The organism is Psychrobacter sp. 16-MNA-CIBAN-0192, assembly GCF_040309565.1.
In the GTDB taxonomy this organism is placed as follows: domain Bacteria; phylum Pseudomonadota; class Gammaproteobacteria; order Pseudomonadales; family Moraxellaceae; genus Psychrobacter.
Map to the genome: position 1 here is coordinate 1 of NZ_JBEOOX010000034.1, position 1,290 is coordinate 1,290.

Sequence of the window (1,290 nt, forward strand, 5' to 3'; positions counted from 1 at the left end):
GAGACCATCCCGAATTCTGTGTAACTGCCATTTAGATTAAATGCCTGCTGATACGGTCATCAAACATAATCATAAAGCGATTCAAAGCAGACGTCCAGTTACGAATGGGCATCGACCACTTCTTGGATGCCTGCTGGGTTGCTAAGTACACCACCTTGAATGCTGCCTGATCAGATGGGAACACCTTACGCTTATTCACCGCCGTACGAATGACACTGTTTAAGGATTCAATAGCATTGGTGGTATAAATAGCTTTTCTAATATCTTTAGGGTACTCGAAGAATACCGTTAAGCCCTCCCAGTTATTACGCCAAGACTTGACGACATGGGGGTAATCTTTGCCCCAAGTCTCATCAAAGTGCTCAAGGTTAGCCTCTGCTATCTCAAGCGTATCAGCACCGTAGATGGCTTTTAAATCAGCTGCTACTGCTTTTTTATCCGTCCAAGGCACAAACTTCATGGAATAACGCACCATGTGTACGATACACAGCTGAACCTGTGCCTTTGGATAAACGGTATTGATGGCATCAGGGAAGCCCTTTAAGCCATCTACACAAGCAATTAAGATGTCTTGAACCCCACGGTTTTGTAGCTCGGTGAGAACGCCAAGCCAGAACTTAGCGCCCTCATTCTCTGATAGCCACATACCAAGCAGCTCTTTCTTACCATCAAGTCCCACGCCTAAGGCAAGATAGATAGCCTTGTTGATGATCTGCTTGTCTTGACGTATCTTAACGACAATGCAGTCCAAATAGACGATAGGATAGATGCTGCTCAGTGGCCTGTTCTGCCAAGCGGTGATGTCCTCTAAGATGTTGTCAGTGACTCTTGAAACCAGTGTGCTTGAGATGTCGACGTCATAAAGCTCTTTAATGGTTTCAACGATCTCAGTGGTGGTTTGACCTTTGGCGTAAAAGAATATGATTTTATCATCAAGTCCATTAATACGACTTTGGTGCTTACGCACTAAAGCAGGCTCAAAAGCGCCATCACGGTCTCTTGGAGTGGAGATCTCAAGATCGCCTGTGTCGCTACGGACGGTCTTTTTAGTATGCCCGTTGCGCTTGTTAGGCTTATCGGCTTTTTCATGCTTGGGGTAGCCAAGATGGTCTTCCATCTCAGCTTCAAGGGCAGTGTCGATAAAGGATTGCATGAGCTGCTTCTGAAAGTCTTTAATGTCATCAAAGCTATTCATGCTACCAGCCAGTTTCTTGATGTCAGATTGAGTAGTCATTGCTTATTCTCCGGTTAGTGGATTATAAGCAGTTACACACTTTTTAGGATAGGCTC

1 protein-coding gene is annotated in these 1,290 nt (G+C 45.0%); it reads right to left on the bottom strand.

Features of this window, described 5'->3' with window-relative positions; translation table 11 throughout:
- Window positions 1-31 precede the first annotated feature (31 nt).
- Window positions 32-1,234, bottom strand: a complete 1,203-nt coding sequence (locus AAEY78_RS12230; RefSeq protein WP_502943760.1) for an IS256 family transposase — start codon at window positions 1,232-1,234, stop codon at window positions 32-34.
- Window positions 1,235-1,290 lie beyond the last annotated feature (56 nt).